This is a genomic window from Azospirillum thermophilum (assembly GCF_003130795.1).
Lineage (GTDB): Bacteria > Pseudomonadota > Alphaproteobacteria > Azospirillales > Azospirillaceae > Azospirillum > Azospirillum thermophilum.
On record NZ_CP029359.1, the window covers coordinates 84100 to 101082 of the forward strand.

11 protein-coding genes are annotated in these 16983 nt (G+C 71.8%); 5 read left to right on the forward strand and 6 right to left on the reverse strand.

From position 1 onward, the window contains the following. Nucleotides 1–16: 16 nt before the first annotated feature. The 4 genes from DEW08_RS29845 to DEW08_RS29860 form a co-directional block, all read right to left on the reverse strand. Nucleotides 17–1108 carry an alpha-ketoacid dehydrogenase subunit beta gene (locus DEW08_RS29845; RefSeq protein ID WP_109334310.1) on the reverse strand — a complete coding sequence of 364 codons (1092 nt, stop codon included), beginning with the start codon at nucleotides 1106–1108 and terminating at the stop codon, nucleotides 17–19. Continuing rightward, the gene (locus tag DEW08_RS29850) at nucleotides 1095–2054 is read right to left on the reverse strand and encodes a thiamine pyrophosphate-dependent dehydrogenase E1 component subunit alpha (protein WP_109334312.1); all 960 of its coding nucleotides are present in this window, start codon (nucleotides 2052–2054) and stop codon (nucleotides 1095–1097) included. Before DEW08_RS29850 ends, DEW08_RS29845 begins: the two co-directional genes overlap by 14 nt. A gap of 110 nt (nucleotides 2055–2164) precedes the next feature. Further along, nucleotides 2165–4717, reverse strand: a complete 2553-nt coding sequence (locus DEW08_RS29855; RefSeq protein WP_109334314.1) for a PAS domain-containing protein — start codon at nucleotides 4715–4717, stop codon at nucleotides 2165–2167. A gap of 263 nt (nucleotides 4718–4980) precedes the next feature. Further along, entirely contained in the window at nucleotides 4981–5571 is a 591-nt protein-coding gene (locus tag DEW08_RS29860; RefSeq protein WP_109334316.1) for an NUDIX hydrolase, read from the reverse strand. Nucleotides 5572–5896: 325 nt separating this feature from the next. On the opposite strand from DEW08_RS29860, the gene DEW08_RS29865 reads away from it, so the two are divergent. Then, the gene (locus tag DEW08_RS29865; protein WP_109334318.1) at nucleotides 5897–6115 is read left to right on the forward strand and encodes a hypothetical protein; all 219 of its coding nucleotides are present in this window, start codon (nucleotides 5897–5899) and stop codon (nucleotides 6113–6115) included. Between the two features lie 163 nt (nucleotides 6116–6278). Here the strand turns inward: DEW08_RS29865 and DEW08_RS29870 are convergent, their stop codons facing one another. Further along, the gene (locus DEW08_RS29870) at nucleotides 6279–7226 is read right to left on the reverse strand and encodes a phytanoyl-CoA dioxygenase family protein (protein ID WP_109334320.1); all 948 of its coding nucleotides are present in this window, start codon (nucleotides 7224–7226) and stop codon (nucleotides 6279–6281) included. A 205-nt stretch (nucleotides 7227–7431) separates the two neighbouring features. Between DEW08_RS29870 and DEW08_RS29875 the strand changes: the two genes are divergently transcribed. Together DEW08_RS29875 and DEW08_RS29880 are read left to right on the forward strand one after the other, a co-directional pair. Continuing rightward, the gene (locus tag DEW08_RS29875; RefSeq protein ID WP_109334322.1) at nucleotides 7432–8616 is read left to right on the forward strand and encodes a sialidase family protein; all 1185 of its coding nucleotides are present in this window, start codon (nucleotides 7432–7434) and stop codon (nucleotides 8614–8616) included. Between the two features lie 77 nt (nucleotides 8617–8693). Next, a complete protein-coding gene (locus DEW08_RS29880) occupies nucleotides 8694–9836 on the forward strand; it encodes an aromatic ring-hydroxylating oxygenase subunit alpha (RefSeq protein WP_109334324.1) in 1143 nt (380 codons plus the stop codon). Nucleotides 9837–9863: 27 nt separating this feature from the next. Here the strand turns inward: DEW08_RS29880 and DEW08_RS29885 are convergent, their stop codons facing one another. Continuing rightward, a complete protein-coding gene (locus DEW08_RS29885) occupies nucleotides 9864–13151 on the reverse strand; it encodes a carbohydrate-binding domain-containing protein (RefSeq protein ID WP_109334326.1) in 3288 nt (1095 codons plus the stop codon). 167 nt (nucleotides 13152–13318) lie between these two features. Between DEW08_RS29885 and rfaE1 the strand changes: the two genes are divergently transcribed. Both rfaE1 and DEW08_RS29895 read left to right on the forward strand, forming a co-directional pair. Continuing rightward, nucleotides 13319–14791 (forward strand): D-glycero-beta-D-manno-heptose-7-phosphate kinase, encoded by a 1473-nt coding sequence (gene rfaE1, locus DEW08_RS29890; RefSeq protein WP_109334328.1) that lies wholly within the window; start codon nucleotides 13319–13321, stop codon nucleotides 14789–14791. Between the two features lie 151 nt (nucleotides 14792–14942). After that, the gene (locus DEW08_RS29895; RefSeq protein WP_245987091.1) at nucleotides 14943–16934 is read left to right on the forward strand and encodes a right-handed parallel beta-helix repeat-containing protein; all 1992 of its coding nucleotides are present in this window, start codon (nucleotides 14943–14945) and stop codon (nucleotides 16932–16934) included. Nucleotides 16935–16983 lie beyond the last annotated feature (49 nt).

The following is a 16983-nucleotide window of genomic DNA, read 5'->3' on the forward strand; positions in this document are numbered from 1 at the left end:
GACGGGTTTCTCCTGCTCAGAAGGGGCCGCGGAACTGGATCTGGTGGGCCAGCCGGGTCCGCTCGGGATCGGGCTGCCACGGGGCCGCGGCGGGGCGCAGCATGGCATGGACGGTCGAGGCGACGGTGCCCGGATTGGGATAGAAGCGCGCCTCCAGCGGCGGCGAGGGCGGGCAGGTCGTCGGCTCGAAGCCGATGCGGCGCACCGCGATGCGGGCGTCGCCCGTCCGCTCCAGCACCTGGGCGACGATCTCCGCCCCGGCGCCGCAGGCGGTCCAGCCGTTGTCGGCCACCAGCAGCCGGCCGGTGCGGGCGGCCGAGCGGGCGATGGTGTCGATGTCCAGCGGACTCAGCCAGATGGGGTCGATCACCTCGGCGGAGATGCCGACCTCGGCCAGCAGCTCGCGCGCGCGCAGGCATTCCAGCACCATGTTGGAGATGCCGACCACCGTCACGTCGTCGCCCGGCGCCACGATGCGGGCCTTGCCGGGCTTCACCTCGTAGGGGGCCTCCGGCACCTCCGCCTCGGTCGGGTAGAGCAGCCGGTGCTCCATGACGATGACCGGGTTGTCGTCGCGCACGGCGGCGATCATGCAGCCCTTGGCGTCGTGGGCGTTGCTCGGCGCGACCACCTTGAGGCCCGGCACATGCATGAACATGGAATGCAGCGCCTGGGAATGCTGCGCCCCCTGCCCCCAGGACTTGCCGATCATCGAGCGCACCACCAGCGGGACCTTCACCGCCCCGCCGTACATGTAGTGGGCCTTGGCCGCGATGTTGACGAGCTGGTTCATGCACAGCAGCAGGAAGTCCATGCGGATGTGCGTGTGGATGGGGCGCATCCCGGCCATGGCGGCGCCGATGGCGACCCCGGTCATGGCGTCTTCCGACAGGGGCGTCGTGAAGACGCGTTCCGCCCCGAACTCGGCCAGCAGGCCGCGGGTCGAGCCCTGGATGGCCTTGTGGTCGTCGACGTCCAGCCCGAACAGGAAGACGCTGTCGTCGCGCCGCATCTCCTGCGCGAAGGCCTCGCACAGCGCGTCGACATAGCGCAGCAGCCGGCCGCCGGAGGAGGCGCCGTCCGGCGAGGAGCGGTCAGGCGAAGACATGGTCGTGCAGTTCCTCGGGATCCGGGAAGGGGCTTTCTTCGGCGAAGGCGAAGGCGGCGGCGACCCGCCGGTCCACCTCCGCGTCGATGCGCTCGCGCTCGCCGGCGGGCAGCAGGGCGGCCAGCCGCGCCACCTGGTCCGTCTCCGCCCAGGGGGCCAGCTCGCTTTCCGGCCGGTAGCCCTGGTCGTAGTCGCGGTTGGGACCGACATGCTCGTACCAGCGGTAGCACGTCACTTCCAGGAAGGCCGGGCCACCGCCGTCGCGCATCGCCGCCACCGCCTCCGCGGCGCGCTCGCGCAGCTCGAACAGGTCGCCGCTGTCGATCCGCTGCGCCGGGATGCCGTAGGTCGCCACCCGCTCGACCAGCCGGTCGGTCGCCCAGCGCTTGGCGAGCGGCTCGTGGATGGCGTAGCCGTTGTTCTCGCAGACGAACAGGATGGGCAGCCGGTGCAGGGCGGCGAAATTCAGGCTCTCGGCGAAGCAGCCCTCCTCCGTCGCGCCGTCGCCGAGGAAGCAGACGACGACCGAGCCGCCGGCCCGCCGCCTGGCCGCCAGGGCGAAGCCGGTGGCGACCGGGATCGAGGTGCCGACGACGGCGGAGGCGCCGATCACCCCGGCCGCCATGTCGACCAGATGCATGGAGCCGCCGCGCCCGCCGGCGCAGCCCGCCGCCTTGCCGTACATCTCCGCCACCATGGCGTCGAGGTCGCCGCCCTTGGCGATGTAGGCGGCATGGCCGCGGTAGGTGATGGAGACATGGTCGTCCGGCCGCAGCACGTCGCAGACGGCGACCGACACGAATTCCTGGCCGATGGAGAGGTGGACCGGGCTCTTGATCCGGTCGGTCGGGTAGACCCGCGCCACCTCCTCCTCCAGGGTCCGGATCAGCCGGAGCTGCCGGTACAGGCGGGCGACCAGATCGTTCGCCGGCTCTTTCACATGCATCACAATCGCCCGTGCAGAAGAGGCCGGCCGGAAGATCGGCACAGCCGGGTCAACCGCGCCTACACTCGGTTGAAATAGTTAATATTTTATAATCCCCCCGTTGCCACCCCTCATCCGGTCCCGTGCAGCGGGCGGGACTGCGCCAGAAGGCCGGCGACGGCGCGGCGCAGGGCGTCGGCGCCGATCGGCTTGTGGAGCAGCAGATAGTCGCCGCTCGCCGCCTCGCGCAGCCGGTCGGGCGCCGTGTCGCCGGTCAGCAGGGCGGCCGGGACGCGGGCGCCGTAGAGCTCGCGCACCTTGTGGATCACGTCGGTCCCCCGCTCGCCGGCGCGCAGGCGGAAGTCGGTCAGTACGGCGTCGATCGGCCGGTCGGCCTGGCGCAGCGCCTCCATCGCCTCCTCCACCCCGCCGGCCGGCACCACCTCGCAGCCCCATTCCTCCAGCATGGTGGTATAGCTGATCAGCAGCAGGGCCTCGTCGTCGACCGCCAGCACGCGCCCGGACAGCCGGCCCTGCACCGGGGCGGCGGCGGCCCGCGCCGGCTGCGGGACGGCGGCGGCCGGCATCTCGATCCAGAAGCGGGAGCCGCGGCCGGGAACCGAGGCCACGCCCAGCCGGTGGCCCAGCAACTCCGCCGTCCGCTTCACGATGGACAGCCCGAGCCCGAGCCCGCGGTCGCGGTCGCGCTCCGGATTGCCGATCTGGACGAACTCCTCGAAGATCTCCTGCTGGCGGTCCTCCGGGATGCCGGGGCCGGTGTCGAGCACCTCGATGCGCAGCCGCCCCCGGCCGGCGCGGCAGCCCACCAGGACCGAGCCGCTCTCGGTATAGCGCAGGGCGTTTTCCAGCAGGTTGCGCAGGATGCGCTCGAACAGCACCGGGTCGGTGCGCCCGATGCGCCGGCAGGGCACCGTGCGCAGGCGGATGCCCTTGGCCTCCGCCCGGCGGACATACTCGCCGCACAGCCGTTCCAGGAGCGGGGCGATCTCCGCGTCCTCCAGGTTGGGGCGGACCTGCCCGGCCTCCAGCCGGCCGACGTCCAGCAGGCTGGTCAGCAGGCCGGACAGCGCGTCCAGCGACTGCTGCATCGGCTTGACCAGCCGGTACTCGTCGGGCCGGTCGCGCAGCCGGTCGGCCAGCAGGTCGATGAACAGGGTCAGGCTCTGCACCGGCTGGCGCAGGTCGTGGCTGGCCGAGGCGAGGAAGCGGGTCTTGGCCCGGCTGGCCGCCTCGGCCGCCGCCCGCGCCCGCTCCGTCGCCTGTTCGGCCTGCCGGCGCTCGGTGACGTCGGTGCTGACGCCGACGACGCCGATCACCATCCCGCGGCTGTCGGTCAGGGGCGCCTTGGTGCTCTGGTAGATCCGCTCCGCCCCGGCGACCGCGAAGAACTCCTCGAAGCGCCGGATGACGTTGCCGGCGACCACCTCGCGGTCGTTGGCGATGTAGCGGTCGGCCCGCTCCGCCGGGAACAGCTCGCGGTCGGTCAGCCCGATGCACGCCTCCGGCGGGCGGCCGATCAGCCGGCTGACGGCCTGGCTGACCACGATGTAGCGGCCGTCCAGATCCTTGGCGTAGATCAGCTCCTCGGTCGACTGCAGAACCGCCCGCAGCAGGGCCTCGCGCTGCCGCAGGGCCTGTTCGGCGGTGATGCGGTCGTGGATGTCGGTGTTGCTGCCGATCCAGCCGGCGAGCCGCCCCGCCTCGTCATGCAGCGGCTGGGCGCGCACCCGCTGCCACAGCCAGGCCCCGTCGTGCCGGCGCGTCCGCTGGTCGATCTCGTAGGGCCGGCCGCCGGCGACCGCCGCCTCCCAGCCCCGCACCACCCTGGCGCGGTCGTCGGGATGGACGATGGACGCCCAGGCATCGGCGGCTCCCAGGATGTGCGGCGGCTCCAGGCCGGTGAAGGCGGCGAACTGCGGGCTGACATAGTCGATCCGCCCGTCGACCGCCGCCGTCCACACCAGGTTCGGCGTCGCCTCCAGCAGGGTGCGCCAGCGTTCCTGCTCGGTCCGGATCCGGCCCTCCAGGGTGCGCTGCTGCAGCCGCAGCCGCCGGGTCTGCCGCAGCATGACCAGCGCGCTGATCCCGAACAGCCCGGTCAGCACCAGGGCCGCCGCCGCGACCGCCTGCATCTCGGCCCGGCGATCCTCCGCCATCCGCTGGGCATAGGCCTGCAGCCCGGCGATCTCGCCGCGCAGTTCGTCCATGGCGGCCTTGCCGCCGATGAAGATCTCGGGCGACTGGATGGTCCCGGTCGCCCGCCGGTCGTCGATGATCCTCTGGGTGTAGGCGAGCTTGCGCCCGACCAGGTCGCGGATGTGGCGGGAGGCGGTGATCAGCTCCGCCTGGTCCCCCGCCATCGCGTCCAGCTCGTCGAGCTGCCCGCCGATCTGCGACAGGGCGGCCTGATAGGGCTCCAGGAATTCCTCCCGCCCGGTGATGACGAAGCCGCGCTCGCCGGTCTCGGCATCCTTCATGACGGACAGCACCGCCTCGCCGCGGTCGGCGACGGCCATCACCGCATCGGCCTCCGCCCGCTTCTCGGTGAAGTAAACGGCCCCGATCAGCGCCGTAACGAGCATCAGCATGACGAGTGCCGGCCCCATAAGGCGGAATAATCCCGCCTCTCCACCTGCATCCACCGCCGGCTTCTTCGTCTTCATGTGCCGTGCCTTCCAGGCTTTTCACGAGACTGTTCCGTGACTTCAGAAGCTTGTACTTGGCAGCAATCCCTCCGTCACTCGCTGCAGCTTCCAGGTCTGCAATACTCCGTTGGTCAGTCGGAATGCCTTGAGCCTGATCAAACAAGACAAAGATAGGTAGAATGCGGACGGCGCTCCGCCAGCATGGCCTGTCCTGCGCCCATCACGCCGGCCCGTCACGCCGACCCATCACGCTGGAAAGCCGGACCGGCGGCCCCGCGGCATCAGCCGCCCGGCCGGGCCTGCGCCGTGGCGAGCGCCCCGGCGATTTCCGGCTGCCAGACCATGGAGACGAGCGCGATCTGCGTCAGCAGGTTGATCTCGCCGCGGCCGATGGCGGCCATCACCTCCTCGCGGGTGAGGAACAGGATCTCGGTGTCCTCCAGGTCGTCGGACACCGGCTCGGTCACCCGCCGGCAGCCGGTGGCGTGGAACATGTGCGACCACGCCCCGCCCTGGTTGGCGTTGACCACATAGGCGCCGAGCGGCGTCCAGGACGCCGCCTCGAAGCCCGTCTCCTCCCGCAGTTCGCGTCGGGCGGCCTCCAGCGGGTCCTCGCCGGGATTCAGGTGGCCGCCGGGGAAGACCATCCCGACGCTGCGGGGTCCGTGGCGGTACTGGCGGTAGGTGATGATCCGCCCCTCCTGCGTCTCGGCGAAGATGCAGGCGAAGGACGGCATGTCGAGCTGGTAGTAATCCGGGATGCGGCGACCGTCGGGCAGCTCAACCGTCTCCACCCGGACCTTCAGGAAGGGTCCGCCGTCGAGAAGGTCGCGGCTGTCGAGCACGGTCCAGGGGGCATGGCGCGGCGGCATGAGGGGAGTCTCCAGGAGGGCAGGGGCCGGACGGCGGAGCCCTACCCGCTCCGCCCGTCCCGGCACAAGGGGGTTGCCGGCCGCGGCGCGCCCTTTACCCCGCAATCGTGGCAGGCGGGCAGAGGTCCGCCGCTCCGCCCCGTCCCCTTTGCAATAGCATTCAAGCAAGAAAGAAGTAAGAGACCCCCTCTAAAGAGGTAATCACCAATCCACGCCTCACCAAAAGGTGATCTTAACACCTCATTAACTGGCACGATGGCTCAATGTTGTCACCGAATACAGCCGATCCGGCGAAACAAAAAATACATCCCGAAAGGAATCGACCATGAAGATCTCTGCCTTTTCGTCCGACATCTTCACCGCTGCCAACCTGCACCTGTCGGTGCTGGACGAATTCATTGCGATCGTCCAGTCGAAGCTGGCGGAAACGGTCAATCCTTTCGCCCGCGACAGCCTGAACGACCTGCTGGCCAACCTGACGGAACAGCGCGACAGCTACCTGATGCTGGCCGACAGCATCGCCCTGACCGCCCACGTGGCCTGAACGACGCCCGGTCGCCGCCTGACCTGCGGGCAAATCCCGGCAGGGCGCCGCAAGACATCACGGCCCTGTCACAGGTCCTCGCCGATCCCGGACCGTGGTGAAGGGCACGGGTCTTCGCAAAGGGCCGGACGCAGGGTCCCGGGGCGACGCCCCTCACGCCCCCTCACGCCGCGACATAGATCTGGTTCACGAACGGGTCGTAGCCGCCGGCATTGCGGTCCAGCACCGGCCGGCGCGGGGCGTGGGGCGTCCGGTTGATGTTGTACTGGGCGGTCAGCAGCAGGCGCCGCCCGCGGCGCGGCAGGGCGCCCTTGTGGACCCCATAGGTGTCGCCCATGAACCAGGTCCCGGCCGGCCCGGTCATCGTCACCTCGCCCGCCGTCCCGAAGGCGTTGCGCACCTCCTCGTCGGACAGGGCCCGGCCGGTGGAGAGCAGGGTGCTGCGTTGGCTGCCCTTGATGAAGACGTGCGGTCCGCCGTCCTCGTCCACGTCGGTCAGGTAGAAGAACAGCTTGAAGCCGCGCAGGCTGTCCAGGTCGCGGTGGTGGCGCTGCGTCCCCTTGGCGGCCGGCCGGTCGCCGAAGGACCACCAGCAGCCGATGTTGTCGAGCAGCGGCTTGCAGCCGAGGAACAGCTCCGCCGTCTCCAGCACCAGCGGGTTGTTGAAGAGATCCAGCACATGGGGCGCCTTCAGGATCTGCTCGACGCCGAAATAGCCCATGTTGGACTCCGGGCTGGGCGGCGCGTCGGCCCGGAACCGGCCGAGATGCGGCCGGAACGGGTCGTGGCAGGGCGTCTCCTCGAAATAGCGGCGCAGGTCCGCGACGATGCCCGCGTCGATCGGCGGCATCGCCGGGGTGATCCCGTCGGTCTCCAGCATCCGGCACCAGGCGCGTGCCTCCAGCGAGGGGGCGAAGCCGGGCGTGCGCGGGCGCCGCGCCGCGATCAGGGCGGCCAGCCGGTCGCGCAGCACCGGATCGGTGACGATCGGCAGGATGTCGTAGATGGCGTAGCGCGGGTCCTGCCGGACCTTGCGGACATAGTCGCCGGGAGAGGCGATGCGCGTCCGCGCCCTGTCCCGGACATCGTCGAGAAACGCCGTGATCCGCATCCTGCCCCGCTGATGCTCCGCGCCTGACGACCACGGCAAGCGACCCGTGGAAAGCGCACCAAAACCGGGCAAGACTGTTCAGGATTGCAGGAGCCTTTGCAAGGCGCCACCGACCTTCTGCCCCAGGCCGGATCTGGGGCAGAAGGTCGCGGCGCGGCCCGGCGGGGAAGGCCCGGCAACGGACGGAACGGGAGACGGATCGACGATGGGGCGTTCGCGGATCGAGCACCGGGTCCTGTACCGGGACCCGCAATTCTATGCCTCCTTCCCGTCGGCGGCGACGCGGGCGGACGGGACGGTGCTGGTGGCCTTCCGCCGGGCGCGCGACCACCGCTGGCTGCGCGGCGCCGGCTGGAGCCGCAGCACGGCCGGCTTCAACCACATCGACCACCTCGATTCCCGCTCGCAGACGGTGCTGCTGACGCTCGGTCCCGACGGCGCCCCGCGGGAGGAGGAGCCGCTCGCCCTGCCGCCCGACCCGCAGGCGGCCGACCAGGACGCCAGCCTGCTGGTCCTGCGCGATGGGCGCATCCTGCTGGCCGGCTTCTGCTGGTATCCCGTCCCGGCGGAGGACGGGCAGGCCCTGCGGGAGCTCGGGCTCGGGCTGGCGGGCAGCCCGCTGAAGACCGGCGACCTCTATCTCTTCTGGGGCGGCTACACCCGCTACAGCGACGACGGCGGGCGGAGCTGGTCGCCCCACCGCTTCCTGCCGCCCCTGCCGGGCCATCCCGACATCCTGCCCGGCCGGCGCCCCATGCATGCCGGCGCCGTGCGTGGCCGCGCGGTGGAGGCGCCGGACGGCACCCTGCTGCAGACCAGCTACACCCATCACCCGCAGACCGGCAGCTACGCCAGCCACCTCTACGCCTCGACCGACCGGGGGGAGAGCTGGCAATACCGCTCGCTCATCGCCTTCGACCCCCGGGGCAAGGCCGGCTTCTGCGAGACGGCCCTGCATCTGACGCCTGGAGGCGCGCTTCTCGCCTTCCACCGCACCACCGGGCTGGGCGACCATCTGGCGACCTCCCGGTCCCACGACCTCGGCCACAGCTGGGAGGGCTGGGAGGTCCGCGACATGGTCGGCCATCCCTACGACGCCTGCCCGCTGCCCGACGGGCGGGTCCTGCTGTGCGGCGGCTACCGCCACGCCCCCTACGGCATCCGCGGCCGCCTCTGCGATCCGGACGGCCGGGCTCCCGGCATGACGGCCTTCGATATGGCGGCCTTCGACACGGCGGAGGAGATCGTCCTGCGCGCGGATGGGCCGGCCCCCGACCTCGGCTATCCCTGGGCGACGCCGCTGCCCGACGGCCGGGTGCTGGTCGCCTACTACATCTGCGACGGCGCCGGCCTGCGCGGGATCGAGGCGAGCGTGCTGGCGCTCCGGTAGGCGGCACGCGGTCGCAGCCACCGCCGTCTCCGGCGCCGCCCCTGGACCGTCTCCCCGCCCGCCGCTACCCTGCCGCCATGCAGACGCACCCGAACGCCCCGGACTTCCAGCCCCGCAAGGCGGTCCCCGGCATCCCGCCCGCCGCCTATCACGATCCGGCCCTGTTCCGCGCGGAGGAGGAGCGCATCTTCCGCCGCTGCTGGATCTTCGCCGGCTTCACCGACGAGCTGTGCCGCCACAACGACTATGTGACCCGCAGGCTGGGCGGGGTCGACGTGGTGGTGCAGAATTTCGAAGGCGTGCTGCGCGGCTTCCGCAACGTCTGCACCCACCGCTTCGCCATCATCCAGACCGCCCCGCGCGGCAACGGCATGCTGCGCTGCTCCTACCATGGCTGGACCTTCGACCGCGACGGCGTGCCCTACGGCATTCCCGGCAACGAGGCCTGGTTCGGGCTGGACCGCGAGGCCCGCTGCGCCCGCGCCCTGACGCCGGTGGCGGTGGCGGCCTGCGGGCGCTTCGTCTTCGTCCGGGTGGCGGCGGAAGGACCGCCGCTCGACGACTGGCTCGGCCCCTGCGGCGATGTGCTGCGCCATGCCTCGGAGATCTTCCTGCGCCCCTTCGACGAGCGGGAGTTCGTCTGGCAGGCCAACTGGAAGATGGGGGTGGAGAGCGTCCTGGAGGTCTACCACGCCGACACCGTCCATCCGGCGACCTTCCGCAAGCTGGTGAAGGGCGACTGGCGCTGCGACTACGAAGGCGGAACCCACTCCCGCGGCGTCACCTCGATCTCGGACAAGAGCGCCCGCTGGTGGGACGGGGTGGCGGAACGGCTGGGCTTCCGGCCGAGTCCGCGCTTGCGCGAGTACGACCACCTGCACCTGTTCCCCAACCTGGAGATCGGCTTCACCCGCGGCACGGTGATGAGCGTCCAGACCTATGATCCGCTGGGCCCCGACCGCTGCGCGCTGCGGCTCCGGCTGTTCCTCGCCGACCCCGGCCCCGAGGGCGGCGGCAAGGGGGGCGAGGCGGCGCGGCGCGCCATCGAGGCGACCGCCCGCGAGCTCAACATCGCTCTGCTGCGCGAGGACCAGGAGGCTTCGGAATCCGCCTTCCGCGGCGCCGGCCAGTCGGACAGCCCCGCCCTGCTCGGCCTCAACGAGGAGCGCATCCAGCAGTTCCACGCGGTCTGGCGCTCCGCGATGGGAGATGCCGCCTGATCGCCGGCCACCCGATCGCCGGATGCCCTACAGCGCGATGAAGGCGACATAGGGGCTGTCGCCGCCGGTCGAGAAAGTGGTGGTCAGGGCGGAGCGCGCCATGCCGGAGAAGGTGATGCTGGCATCGACCGAGCCATTGCCGTCGATGTCGCAATGGACGGTAGCGCCCTTGAAGCCGTCGGCGCCGCCCATCTCCACCCAGCTCATCCGGGAGACGCCCTGGCGGAAGCCCCACAGCGTCGCCCACTCCCCACGCTCGTAGTCGGCGAGCGTGGACCAGGTGACCTGCGGATTCCGGCCGTCGACGAAGAACGTGTCCTTGCCGACCCCGCCGATCAGCCAGTTCGATCCCGATCCGCCATCCAGAACGTCATCGCCGGGACCGCCGGCCGCCGCGTCGTTCCCGCCCAGCAGGTTCAGGAAGTCGTTGCCGGACGAGCCGCCGACCACCTCGCCGCGCTCGTCGCCCAGATAGGCCCAGTCCAGATAGGAGACGGGTCCCCGATAGGCCTGCACCGCCGCCTTGCCCAGGACGCCGTCCACGATACGCTCGAACCACATGTCCCGATCCACAGGAAGGGCGGGTGCGGGCGGTGGCGCATCGCCGCCCGACGGACCGGACGGCACGGGCGGCGGCAGGGAGGGCGTGGGGGTCTGAATACCGCCCCCGCCATTGCCGCTGTTGCCGCCGGGCAGCGGGAGCGGCGACCGGGGCACCCCCATCGACGCCCAGTCCAGATCACGGAAGCCGAAGGCCAGGACGGTCGAGCCGGGCAACAGCCGGTAATCGCGGTTGTAGGCGTCGGCGAAGGCGGGATCGACGGTCCGGTCGCCCGGCCCGTAGCCGGCGATCTGGTCGAGGAGGTTGCCGTCCACCACCGTGCCGCTGCCGGCCGACAGCAGGGTGAGGTAGCTGCCCAGCGGCGACGTGCCGGAGATCAGGTTGCCGGTGACGGTGTTGTTGTAGGGCGTCCCGGCCGCCCCCGCGATCGGCACCCATTCGATGCGCAGGAAGTCCTCGTCGTTGCTCGCCAGGATGCCGAGGTTGTTGGTGACGAGGTTGTCGTGCCCGCCGTGGATCATCACGCTGGCCCAGGCGGTGTCGCGGAAGAAGTTGTCCCGGACGGTCACGCCGCTCGCCATGTCGTCGAGATAGACGCCGAATCCCTTCTGCCCGACCAGCCAGCGGCCCGCGGAATCGGTGGCGAGCCCGCCGGCATGCTCCACCCAGTTGCCCTGGATCAGCGTGTTGGTGGCGATGCCGGAGCGGCCCAGCAGCTCGATGGCGCCGGAATCCGCCGTCTCCTCGCCGGTGTGGCGCACCCGGTTGTAGAGGATGCGGGTGTTGAGGTTGACGGTCGACGCGTCCCAGTTCTTCAGCGAGATGCCATAGCGCGCGGCATGGTCGATGTCGTTGTAGGCGATCTCGCTGTCGTTGACGCCGTAGCCCATGATGCCGGCGCCGCCCTTGCGGACCTCGCCGACATGCTGGATGCGGTTGCCGATGACCCGGTTGGCGTTGGACCGGCTTTCCAGCAGGATGCCGTTGATGCCCAGATGGTCCAGGTAGTTGCCGGACAGCAGGTTCCCGTCCGCCCCCTGGCGCAGCCGGATGGCGGTGCCGACGTTGAGGAAGCTGTTGCCGGCGATGCCGTTCCCGTCGGCCCCGACCAGCTCCAGCGCCGCCCCGTCGGTCAGGGCGTTGGCGAAGGTCAGCCCCTCCACCGTCACGCCGGTCGCCCCGGCCAGGCGGACCAGCGTGCCGAGCCGCGCGACCTCCACGCCGCGCCCGTCGAAGCCGTCTCCCGCCTGGATCACCAGCCGGCGGTCGGCCGCGCTGTAGGCGAACTCGCCCGGCTGGTCGACATGGGCGGGGTTGCCCAGCAGCCGGAAGGTGGAGCCGTCGCGCAGCGTGGTCGGGGCGGCCGACTTGAAGGTGATGGTCCGGGTCGCCGTGTCGATGGAGGCCACCTCGACGATCCCGTCCTGCAGCCGCTCGGTGTCGAAGACCTGCAGCCGGCTGCCCGGCACGAGGTCGGCCGCGGCGACGTCGCCCTCGCGGTAGCGCAGGGCGGTCTTGCTGGCGCCGCCCGCCGCCGCGTCGGCGACGTACCAGCCGGTCCTGGGATCGGCCGGATCCCGGGCGGCCTTGGAAGCCAGGGAATAGCGCACCCCCCCGACCGTCACGTCGAGCCCGGGCGCCGCCGCCAGCGGCGCGGAGTAGCGCCCCTGCCCGTCGGCGGAGAAGCCGGTGACCTGCTGGCCGCCGCTGATCACCGCCTGCTCGCCGGGATAGCCCAGGATCCGCACCCCGCTGTCGAGGCCGGTCAGCTCCAGCGTGCGGGTCAGGCTGTAGGTGCCCTCGCGCACGTAGGTGGTCTTGACGGCGCTGCCGCGCATCGCCGCCTGCGCCCGCTCCAGGCTGGCGAAGGGTCCGTCGGTGCCGTCGGCGTTGGGCGCGGCGAGGCGGCCGGACCAGCTGTCCTTGCCGTTGGCCGCGACGTAGAAGGCGGCGCCGGCCGGGACCGCCGCTGCCGAGGCGGTGCCCTGGAACAGCGGGGCGGCCACCGTCAGGTCCAGCCCGCCGGCCTGCAGCGGCGGCCCGCCGGCCGCCGCGAAGACGGTCCTGCCGTTGACGGTCACCGCGCCGACCTGCAGGCCGCCCGTACCGCCCTCCTGCCGGATCTGCACCCGGTGGGCCTGCGAGGGGTCGACCAGGGCGGTAAAGCCGTAGCTCTTCGCCCCGGCGCCGTCCGCCACCGCCTCGCCGACCGGCCGCCCGTCGAGCAGCACGGTGAAGCGCGGCGCCACGCCGTCCGCTGCGCCGCCGGCCGCCGTGACGGTGATGGGGACCGGGCGGGTGATCACCTCCTCCGCCCGGGGCGGCGGGCGGACCACCGGCCCGTCGAACATCTCCTCGCCCAGGCCGAAGGACAGGGCGCCGCCCCAGTAGAGCCCGCTCTGGCCGCGGACCACGTCCTTGCCGTCCACCACCCCCTTGTCGTAGGTGGCGGAAAGGTCGGTGGCGGGGATCTCCTGTCCGCCCACCACGATCGAGCCGACGAACAGGTTGCGGTCGACGCCGCCGGCCACCCCGTCATTGTCGTACCAGATGGTGATCCGGTGTCCGACGTCGGGATCGAGCTGGGTGCGGAAGCCGTAGGCGGCACTGCTGGTCGCCCATACGTTGGCGTCGCCGATCACCACGCCGTCGACCAGCAGCTTGAAATGCGGCGCCCGGCCGCCGGCCGCGACTCCCCAGGCGTTCACGATGATCGGCAGGTCGATCGATCTGCGGTCTGCGGTGGTGGTCATGGCCGGTCCGAAAGGGGTTACCACCTGACGTTATTGCATACCCCTTTATTTCTCGCCTGTGATAACCACCCCGGCTCCGATCCGGTCACGGCCCCGTTCCGGACGGTCCGGGCCTGCGTCTCCTTCGGCTCTGGTGCGCGGACGGCAAGGTTGCTACTAGGTTGGGCATGCGCGACCTTGCCCGTCACATCGACACCCTGTCCCACGCCCGCGTCCTGTGCGTCGGGGACGTCATGCTGGACCGCTTCATCTACGGCGCGGTCGACCGCGTCTCCCCCGAGGCGCCCATCCCCATCCTGCGCGTCGAGCGCGAGGTGACGATGCTGGGCGGCGCCGGCAACGTGGCGGCCAACGCGCGCGCGCTGGGGGCCGCCTGCCGCTTCGTCTCGGTGGTCGGCGACGACCCGGCCGGGCTGGAGATCGCCGGCATCCTCGCGCGCGCCGCCGACAACCACGAAGCCGGTGGTGGGGAAGCCGGTGGCGGCGGGCTGGTGACCGAGCCGGGGCGCCAGACCACCGTCAAGACCCGCTTCATCGCCGGCAGCCAGCAACTCCTGCGGGCGGATGTCGAGACCGTCGCCCCCATCCGCTCCGAAGCCGCCGTGCTGGAGGCCGCGACGGCCGCCATGGCGGGCGCCGGGGCGGTCATCCTGTCCGACTACGGCAAGGGGGTGCTGACCGGGGATCTGGTGGCCCGCCTGATCGCGGCGGCGCGGGATGCCGGCCTGCCGGTCGTCGTCGATCCCAAGGGCAGCGACTATGCCCGCTACCGCGGGGCGGACGTGGTGACCCCCAACCGCAAGGAGCTGATGCAGGCGACGGGGATGCCGGCCGACAGCGACGCCCAGGTCGAGGCGGCCTGCCGGGCTCTGATCGGGCGCTGCGGCATCGGCGCCATCGTCGCCACCCGCAGCGAGCAGGGCATGTCGGTGGTGACCCGCGAGACGGCGGTGCACCTGCCGGCCGAGGCGCGCGAGGTGTTCGACGTCTCTGGCGCCGGCGACACGGTGGTGGCGACGCTGACCGCCGCCCTGGCGGCCGGAGCGGGGCTCGCCGACGCCGCCCGGCTCGCCAACCTCGCCGCCGGCATCGTGGTCGGCAAGGTCGGCACCGCCGTGGTGCGCGTTCCGGAATTGCTGGCCGCCCTGCATGCCCAGGAATGGCGCCATGGCGAAGAGAAGGTCGCCACCCCGGAGGTGGCGGCCGAGCGGATCGCCCGCTGGCGGGCGCGGGGCAGGCGCATCGGCTTCACCAACGGCTGCTTCGACCTGCTGCACCCCGGGCACATCTCGCTGCTGAACCAGGCGCGGGCCGCCTGCGACGTGCTGGTGGTCGGGCTGAACAGCGACGCCTCGGTGAAGCGGCTGAAGGGCGAGACGCGGCCGGTCCAGACCGAGACGGCGCGCGCCACCGTGCTGGCCTCGCTCGCCTGCGTCGACCTGGTGGTGATCTTCGGCGAGGACACGCCGGAGGCGCTGATCCGCGCGCTGCGGCCGGACGTGCTGGTGAAGGGGGCGGACTACACCATCGCCACGGTGGTCGGCGCCGACTTCGTGCAGAGCTACGGCGGCAAGGTGGTGCTGGCGGAGCTCGTCGAAGGACAGAGCACCACGGGCACCATCCGCCGGATGAAGGGCTGAAGCGGACGGCGCGGCGCGCCGGGAGTACCCATCAGGCCCCGGCGATGATCCCTCCAGGCTATTGCGGCGCGGCGGCGGACCGTCGACTTGATCGCCGTCGGAAGGGCCGGCGTCCCCGCCGCCCTCCCCCACAGCCTTGGAAGGACATCTCATGGCGTCCGCACAGATGCATGGGACGGGGGTGCGGCCCGTCCGGCTCCCGCCGGCCCGGAGCGTTCTCCTCCTGCTGGCCGCCCTCTGCCTGACCGCCGGACCGGCGGCGGCGCAGGAGCGTGCCCTCTACGTCGCGGCCGACGGGAACGACGGCTGGTCGGGGCGGCTGTCCCGCCCCAGCCCGGACGGCCGGGACGGCCCCTTCGCCACGCTGGGCCGGGCCGTGGAGGCCTCGCGGGCGGGCGGCGTCAAGGCGATCTACCTGCGGCGCGGCACCTACCGGCTCGACCGGACGCTGGTGCTGGGACCGCAGGACGACGGGCTGCTGCTCGCCGCCGCGCAGGGGGAAAGCGCGGTGCTGAGCGGCGGCGAGCCGGTCGGCCCGCTTTCCCCGGCGGGCAAGGGCCTGGTCTCCGCCCCGATGGCGCGGGATCCGGGGCTCGATCTCTTCGCCGACGGGCGCCGGCTGCGGCCGGCCACCGCCGAGAACCGCAACGCCGGCGACCCCGAGCTCGCCGACTGGTTCCATGGAGGCCCCGCGGCGGCCGGCCCCCACAAGCGGCGCTTCCGCTTCGACGGCGCCGACCTGCGCCCCTCCGACCGTTCCCCCGGCGTGCGCATCCAGGTGCTCGACCGCGAACGGATGGCCGACGACATCCGCCGCATCGCCGCCCTCGACCCGGCGAGCCGGGAGGTGGAACTCGACCGCGACGCCTGGTACCCGCTGCGCGACGGCACGACCTACCGGGTGCTCGGCCGGCCGGAGGATCTGCGCCGTCCCGGCCAGTTCGCCTGGGATCCGGGGAGCGGCCCGAACGGTGGGCGCCTCCTGCTGCGGCCGGCCGGCAGGACGCCGGGCAGCGTGGTGGTCGCCCGGCTCGGCACGCTGCTGCGCCTGGAAGGGGCGCGGTCGGTCAGCGTGCGCGGGCTGGACTTCCGCGACGTGCCCTACGACGGCAAGGCGGTGGTGGTGAAGGGCGGCGGCGGCCACCGCTTCCAGGCCAACCGGTTCGCCGGGGTCGGCACGGCCATCTCGCTCGACGGCTCGTCGGGCAACCGGCTGGAACGGAACCTGATGGAGGATCTGGGCCGCACCGGCATCGAGATGACCGGCGGCAGCAACGACAACCGCATCGTCGCCAACACCATCCGCAACGTCGGCGAGGTGACCTTCTTCGGCGGCGGCATCATGGCGTCGGCGGCCAGCCGCACCCTGATCGCCAACAACGAGATCGCCGGCGCCGCGCGCTACGGCATCTCGATCAAGAACTGGAACCGCGACACCATCTCCACCGACAACGTGATCGAGTACAACCGCATCACCGACACCGCGCGGGTGACCGCCGACGCCGGCGCCATCGAGACGCTCGGCCGCAGCGACGTCGACACCCGCACCGTCATCCGCTTCAACGACATCCGCCGCACCGGCGGGCTGGCGGTCGACGCCTCGGGCCGCTGGCTGAAGCGCTACAAGGGCTTCGGCATCTATCTCGACGACCTGACCAACGGCGTGCGGGTGGAGGGCAACTTCCTGATGGACACCGGCATGGCGGGCGTCTTCATCCACGGCGGCGACGACAATGTGGTGGAGAACAACGTCGCGGTGCTGACCCGGCCGAACGACCGCTTCGTACGGCTGGAATGGGTGCCCCAGGCCAAGGAGGCCGGCCGGCTGCAGAACAACCGCATCCTGCGCAACGTGATCGAGGCGAGGGTCCCCGTCGAGCGCTACTGGGACAACATCAGCGGCGGCTCGCCGGTCGTCGACTACAACGTCCTCAGCAACGCGCCGCGCTACCGCCCGCCGTCCGACCCGCCGCCGGGCGGCGACCGGCCGGAGGCCAACTCGCTGGCCGCCGACCCGCAGTTCGTCGATCCGCGCGCCGGCAACTTCGCCCTGCGCGCCGGTTCCCCCGCCGCCGCGGTCGGCTTCCGTCCGATCCCGTGGAAGCGCATCGGGCCGGAGGGCTGGCGCCCGCAGGACGATTGAGGCCCCGCGGACCGGGCCGGACCGGGAGAGACCGGCCCGGACAGGGAAA